6 protein-coding genes are annotated in these 7317 nt (G+C 27.8%); all 6 read left to right on the forward strand.

The window, feature by feature from the left end; translation table 11 throughout:
• Window positions 1-405 precede the first annotated feature (405 nt).
• The gene (locus ACIQ56_RS12600; protein ID WP_397601413.1) at window positions 406-1626 is read left to right on the forward strand and encodes a DNA recombination protein RmuC; all 1221 of its coding nucleotides are present in this window, start codon (window positions 406-408) and stop codon (window positions 1624-1626) included.
• Between the two features lie 2 nt (window positions 1627-1628).
• A complete protein-coding gene (locus ACIQ56_RS12605) occupies window positions 1629-2528 on the forward strand; it encodes a TrmH family RNA methyltransferase (RefSeq protein ID WP_397601414.1) in 900 nt (299 codons plus the stop codon).
• Window positions 2529-2792: 264 nt separating this feature from the next.
• Entirely contained in the window at window positions 2793-3557 is a 765-nt protein-coding gene (locus ACIQ56_RS12610; RefSeq protein WP_397601415.1) for a tryptophan 2,3-dioxygenase family protein, read from the forward strand.
• A 111-nt stretch (window positions 3558-3668) separates the two neighbouring features.
• On the forward strand, window positions 3669-4799 hold the full coding sequence (locus tag ACIQ56_RS12615; RefSeq protein ID WP_397601416.1) for an aminotransferase class V-fold PLP-dependent enzyme: 1131 nt from the start codon (window positions 3669-3671) through the stop codon (window positions 4797-4799).
• Window positions 4800-4861: 62 nt separating this feature from the next.
• Entirely contained in the window at window positions 4862-6541 is a 1680-nt protein-coding gene (locus ACIQ56_RS12620) for a hypothetical protein (RefSeq protein ID WP_397601417.1), read from the forward strand.
• 35 nt (window positions 6542-6576) lie between these two features.
• The gene (locus tag ACIQ56_RS12625) at window positions 6577-7254 is read left to right on the forward strand and encodes a class I SAM-dependent methyltransferase (RefSeq protein WP_397601418.1); all 678 of its coding nucleotides are present in this window, start codon (window positions 6577-6579) and stop codon (window positions 7252-7254) included.
• The last annotated feature ends 63 nt before the right edge of the window (window positions 7255-7317 follow it).

Below are 7317 nucleotides of genomic sequence, written 5' to 3' on the forward strand. Positions count from 1 at the left end.
CACAATGGCTTCAATTAATTTGTTACCTTATTAATCGCACTGCTTACTTCCACGCTGATGGCTAATCTTTACGTGGGTGAGATTCGCACTCACTGGTTCTTACGCACTTATCTTGGCGCACCATAACCCCCTCCCTTCTGATTTATCATCCTTCACCTGACAAAACATAATTGTCAATTTTAATCAGCATCTTAGTTTTTAGTTAAATAATCTAAAAAAGAGGCATATTTAAAGAAAATCCAAAATAAGTTATCCACATTGAAAGTGGATAACTCGCCGCATGACAAAAGACTTATAGCGTCAAAATGAGAACTTCAATGGTATGCTGTTTTTTATGGCAAAATATCAGAGATGTAGGTGTCTCTAAAATTTATATTTTTATTAAAAATAATTGGGGATAAATAAATGGCTTATATATCTAATAATTCTATATTTCTCATCAGTTTAATTGCATTTTTTATCTATTGGATACAAATAATTTATAAACATAAAGATTTATTTAAAAAAATAGAAAATACAGATTTAAAAATTGCCAATTTGATGAAAGAAGAAATGAGATTAAATAGAGAAGAATTCATGCTAAATTTAAAAAATACAAGACAAGAAATCTCTGAAAATTTTGCTTTACACTTAAATAATTTAACATTAAATAATTTAAATGGCATAAAAGACGTTCGAAACACTTTAGAATACCAATTAGAAAATTTAAGAAAAGAAAATGAAATTAAATTAGAACAAATGCGCATGACTGTTGATGAAAAACTAAATTCAACTCTTGAAAGGCGTTTAAATCAATCTTTCAAACTAGTAGGTGATAGACTTGACCAAGTCAACTTAGGCATAGGTGAAATGCAAAGAATGGCAACAGAAGTCAATAATCTTCAAAAAGTTTTAGGCAATATAAAGACAAGAGGTATTTTTGGAGAAGAGCAACTTGATAGAATTTTAAGCGATTTTTTAACTCCAGAGCAATTTGAGCGGAATGTAAAAACCAAAAAAGGCAGCAATGCTATTGTTGAATTTGCCGTAAAACTCCCAGGAAATGAGGATGATAAAACCCCGCTTTGGCTACCTATCGATTCTAAATTTCCAATTGAAGACTATCAAAGAATTATAGAGTCTACCGAATTAGGGAATACTGAGGATACAAAAAATTCAATAAAGCAGCTTGAATTAAAAATAAAACTCTTTGCAAAAGAGATAAAAGGGAAATATATCGATCCTCCATACACGACAGACTTTGGCATTTTATTTTTGCCAACAGAAGGATTGTATTCTGAGGTCTTAAGGATTAATGGTTTGCAGGAGAACCTGCGCAGAGAACACAATGTGGTTATCACAGGGCCTTCAACCCTAGTAGCACTTTTGAATAGCTTACAAATGGGATTTCGAACTCTTGCTGTTGAAAAGCGCTCAAATGAAATACGAAAGTTGCTAGGTACGATTAAAAAAGATTTTAATCGATTTGGCGAGCTTCTCGAGAAAACACAAGAAAAACTTGATGAAGCAAGTAAACAAATTGGAGAAGCATCGCACAGATCAAAAATAATCTCGAATAAGTTAACAAGAGTTGAAACATTACCTCAAGGTGAATCACTTGAGTATATAAGCTACAATGGAGAATAAAATTGGAAAAAAAAGAAAAATTTAAATACAATAAAAAAAAGCCTGAATTTAAAGAAAATAAACTTGAATTTAAAAAGAGAGAAAATCCATTAATCGAAAAAACTTCTGACGAACCTGAAGCACTAGAAAGACATGGAGAAAATAGAAAAATTCCAAAAGCACGTAAAAATGTTGAAATGAAAATTTGCGGCATTCATGCATGCAAAATGCTTTTTGACAAAAGACCTCATGATATCATTCGTGTTTATTTAACAGATGAAAATATTAAAGATTTTAATAAAATATTAAAATATTGTTCCGAGAAAAAACTTGCTTATCGTATTCTTTCTAATGAAGAACTTGTCAAAGTATCAGAATCCAACCACCATGAAGGTGTGTGCTTTTTAATTAAAAAAATGCCTTCACAAAATTATCAAGACTACTTAAATGAAAAAATGGCAACAGGAAAAACAGGCTGTGTTGTTGCTCTTGAAAATGTTCAAAACCCACATAACTTAGGCGCAATTATGCGTGTATGTGCAAACTTTGGGGTAGACGCTATTCTTTTATCAAATACAGAAGCCGCTTTAAATGCATCAGCATATAGAACCTCCGAAGGCGGCGCAGAATGGATTAAAGTAATTACTACTGATAATTTTGAAAAAGCAGTACAAGGTTTTAGAGCAAATAATTATAAAGTATTAACAACTTCAAGCCATACTGGTAAATCTATTTATGAAGAAAAATTACCAGAAAAAATGCTTGTTGTTTTTGGTTCTGAAGGAAATGGAATTACCGCACCCTTAATGAAAGCGGGTGATAAAACAGTCCGTATTCCAAGTTCAGGAAATGTGGAAAGTTTAAATATTGCTTGTGCTGCTAGTGTTATTTTAGCAGAGCATTGGCGTGGAAATAAAAATTAATTTCTAATGAATTCCTTCCTTTATTCAAATTTAAAATAATAAAATGGCTTATTTTATAAATCATTTATTTAAGTAATTTTTGGTAATCTATTTTCAATATTTGCAATTTTTAAAGGAAATCAAATTTTATAAAATTTGATTTCCTTTTATTAAAAATATGATATAAATTCTACCTTGCACTTAATGTGATCGAATGGATTAAGAATTTAAAAAACAAAATATATATTAACATATATATTTATAAAATATTTTAAAGGGACTTATATGAAAAACAATGAACTTCATTATGAAGATATTGCAAATATCATGGTAGGTGAAGGAAATAGTGATTATGAAATATATTTAAAAACAAAAGAACTATTATCATTACAAACTACTTATCCTGAGCTTTGCAACCCTGATGAATTGCATTTTCAATTAGTCCACCAAGCTGAAGAACTTTTTTTTAAATCCTTAAATCATTCCTTATTAGAAATAAATAAATATATATTAGATAAAAATACAAATAGAATATTAAGTAATTTTAGTAGAGCGCATAAAGCTCAAAAAAATCTGCTAACTACAATAGAATTATTATACCCCATGTCTCCAAGAGAATATCAAGACATTAGACTAAAGTTAGGAAATGGGAGCGGTCAAGACTCCCCAGGATTTAAATCTTTTTTAAGGATAGCTCCCTATTTATGGCGCTCTTATAAATCTTTATATTTAAATGATAATACGGATAACCTTCATAAAATTTATAATACAGAATATAAACAATGTGATGCTTTTATGATAGCGGAATCTTTTTTAGAACTCGATGATCTCTACAATAAATTTCTTTATTTTCACATGAAATTAATAGGTAGAAGTATTGGCTTACAAGCACACTCCATGAAAGGAAATGTTGTTACAAATCTTACAAGCAGAATAGCACGTTCTCTATTTCCTGAATTGTGGGATGTCCGATCAAAAATGACTTCCGAATGGGGAACTCAATACGGTATTGTAAGAGATAGTTTATCTGAAAATTCAAGCGTCAATTAATATAAACTAAAATCGTTTAAAAAAATTATTATAAATCAATTTCAAATAGTATATCATTAAAATAATTGTTTATTATTATTTTAATAAAAAGAAGACAAGGCTATTAAATTTATGGATCATAATCTTATAAGTAACTTCATAAAACCTGATGGTATCTATTTTTTAAACCACTCTGTAGGATGTTTAAGTTATGAACAAGAATTAGTTAAAAATGAGTATTTTAATTCTTGGAAAAAAAAAGGGGGTTTCGCTTGGGAGGATTGGCTACCTTCAATTTCAAAATATCACGAAGCTTTATCCTTGTTATTAAATGGGAAAGCAAATGAATTTTGTTATCAAAATAATATTTCTACTGGTTTTATAAAAATATTGTCTTCTTTGCCAAAACGAAAAAAAAGAAAAAAAATACTTATTAGTGATTTAGAATTTCCCTCTATTATTCTTATTTTAAAGAAATTCATTCAAAATGATTATGAAATTAAAATAATAAAAAGTAACAATGGAAAAGTTCCATTTGAACATTGGGAAAAAGAATTGGATATCAATACACATATAGCAGTTATATCACATACAACATATTCCACTTCTTATAAAAATTCAATTCATCAAATTGCAGACAAATGCAGGGAACTAGATATTTTTTGTGTCATTGATATAGCCCAATCTGTTGGAATGATTCCCATTGATCTAAAAAATTTAAACTGTGATTTTATTATGGGCTCCTGTATAAAATGGGTTTGTGGTGGGTCTGGAGCTGGTTTTATTTGGATAAATGAAAAAAGGATTGAAGATTTAACCAATAATTCTTGTGGCTGGTTTTCATTAGAAAATATCTTTACGGAAGACATAAACGATTTTAAATTCATAAATTCAGCAAGTAAATTTTTAGATGGAACTCCAAATATTTTGCCAATGATACTGGCAACAGAAAGTATTCGTAAAATAATAAAAATAGGGATTGAAGAAATATACAATATAAATCAAAAATATATCGATTCCTTAATAAGTTTTATTGTTCATATTAAAAATATCAATGTCATTTCTCCTATTGAGCCAAACCAACGTGGAGGAACTCTCGTCATAAAGTCAAATAATGATAAAAATTTATTAGACTATTTACTTAAAAATAATGTATATGTTGATAGAAAAGAAAATTATGGTATTAGAATATCTCCGCATATTTATAATACATGGGATGAAATGGAAGAGTTTAAAAAGTTATTGTCATCATATCGTGATTGAATTCATTTTAATTTTCATCTTTATTAATTAAATTTATACTATTCTTATTTTCAGAGGATTTGATGTTACATCATTATTTTTCTAAACTCTCAAATAAAAAATACTTTTTTTTTATTGCTATTTTAGGTTTATTTGCAAATATTTTATCTGCTTATAGTACTTTAGGTTATTTCCAACAAGATGAGCATTATCAAATTCTTGAATTTATGCATAATTTAACTTTCAATACATCCCCAGATAAAATGGTTTGGGAATATCAATCTCAAATACGTCCTTGGTTTCAACCTTTTTCCTATTTCTTAAGTTTAAAATTACTTTCCCTTTTTTTTAATTTGAATGATCCTTTTTTTATAAGTTTTTTAATACGCCTTGAATCTTGTTTATTTGCATTTATTGGGCAATGTATATTTACTTTGGCATTATATAAAATTTTTAATGGAAATAAAATATGGAAAATATCAACAGGAATTATATTTTTATTTTATATCTTCCCCTTTTTATCTGCAAGAACCTCATCTGAAAACATTTCTTCCACGTTTATATTACTCTCTTTTTCTACCTTTATTTTTTCTATTAAAGATAAAATATTTCATATTTCAGAATTAAAACAAAATCTATCTTTTCATCATTATGGTCTTTTTTTGTCAGGTCTTTTTTCTGGACTTGCTTTTGAAGCTCGCTTTCAAAGTGCCTTCTTTATAATAGGTTTTGCATTATGGATCCTTTTCAATAGTAAGAGAAAGTTTAAATTTATTTTAACTTACTTTTCCGCTATTGGAATTTGTATTTCTTTAGGCACTCTCATAGATAGCTATTGTTATAGAAAATTTGTATTCTCACCTTGGAATTATTTTGATTACAATATTTTAAAAGGAGTTGCTGCTAATTTTGGTGTTTCACCTTTTTATTATTATATAAATATTCTATCTGATTTTTTTGCACCTCCCTTAGGATTTTTTATAATATTAGGTATTTTTATTTCTATTATAAAATTTAGAAAAAGTATTTTATTATGGTCATTTCTTAGTTTTGTTGGTTTTCACAGCCTTATTGGGCATAAAGAGGAACGATTTTTATTTCCCATTTTCATTTTAATGGTTCCTATATTATGCCAGTCTATTCTATATTTATATCAAATCATAGACGATAACATGAAATATCAAAAATATTTATTCGCACTGAAATCTCTAAAAAGAATTTTTAATATTTCATTCATTGTAATTTTTATAAATAGCTGTCTTATACTTTTCTTTACAATTTACAAAGTTGAAAATATTTCATTTGGATTTTTAAATACTTTTGCTCAAAGATTCAAACATCATGACATAAAAGCTCTAGAATTTTTAGATAAAAATGTAGAAACTTCTGAATATTACGGATTTAACAAAGACATTCAATGCGATGACAAAACTAAAGATTCAAAATGTGATTTATATCGCTATTTTTATATTAAAAATCAGCATAATTTTATTTTATTAAATTCTAACGAAGAATATATTCATCTTTTTAAAAATAAAGATAAATATTATTATAATTATTTATACTTAGACAAGAATAACATTGACTTTGTTAAAACAAATTTCTATAAAGACCACTGTAAAACTGTCTATTTATCAAGATCTATCCCTATTTATGAAAATGAATTTTATCTTTTTCAAAACTCCATTTTAAAACCAATTTTAAATCTTAAGCATTGGTATAATAGAGGTTATGCAAATATTTTTATCAAATGTTCAAATTAAATTAAATTAAATTAAATATGATTAACGAGGTATATATGTCTCTTTACGAAGAAAAGAAGCCTCATTCCCAAGATTTCTTTGGTGAATATCGTAACTTTTGGTGGAACCAAGATTTTATCGAGCTTATGGCAAAACGATGGTGCCTAGATAAGATAAATTCAGTCTTAGATGTAGGTTGCGGTATTGGTCATTGGGGAAGAGTTCTCAGTCCTTTTTTATCTAAAACATGTGTTATTTCAGGAATAGATATGGAACCCGCATCTATTAAAAATGCAATACAAATAACAAATAAATATGAACTAGAAAAACGTTTTCACTATTATGTTGCTTTTGCAGATCAAATTCCATTTCCAGATAATACGTTCGATATGGTAACATGCCAAACCGTATTAATTCATATAAAAGATGTTATTAAAATACTTAAAGAAATGAAAAGAGTTTTAAAACCAGGAGGACTTTTAGTCGTCGCAGAACCGAATAATGCTGCTTCGAATTTAATTGAAAATTTAATTTCTTTTGATGATCCCATTGAAATAAAATTAAAACGAATTCAATTTGCTCTCACCTGTGAAAAAGGAAAATCCATTCTTGGCCTTGGTCATAATTCTATTGGAGATCTTTTACCTGGATTCTTTTCTCAAATAGAATTGTCAGATATAAAGGTTTATCAATCGGACAGTGTCCTCCCAATAAGTGATTTTTACAAAGCATAAATCCAGAATTAAATCTCCTTTTGAGGAGGAGATTTAAATGGAGATGGAAAATAGACTTTTAAA

The organism is Silvanigrella sp., assembly GCF_044369315.1.
Lineage (GTDB): Bacteria > Bdellovibrionota_B > Oligoflexia > Silvanigrellales > Silvanigrellaceae > Silvanigrella.

Excerpts from the sequence above, each read along its gene's own strand:
- ACIQ56_RS12600 (WP_397601413.1), top strand. The coding sequence starts at position 406 with ATGGCTTATATATCTAATAATTCTATATTTCTCATCAGTTTAATTGCA.
- ACIQ56_RS12610 (WP_397601415.1), top strand. The coding sequence starts at position 2,793 with ATGAAAAACAATGAACTTCATTATGAAGATATTGCAAATATCATGGTA.
- ACIQ56_RS12615 (WP_397601416.1), top strand. The coding sequence starts at position 3,669 with ATGGATCATAATCTTATAAGTAACTTCATAAAACCTGATGGTATCTAT.
- ACIQ56_RS12620 (WP_397601417.1), top strand. The coding sequence starts at position 4,862 with ATGTTACATCATTATTTTTCTAAACTCTCAAATAAAAAATACTTTTTT.
- ACIQ56_RS12625 (WP_397601418.1), top strand. The coding sequence starts at position 6,577 with ATGTCTCTTTACGAAGAAAAGAAGCCTCATTCCCAAGATTTCTTTGGT.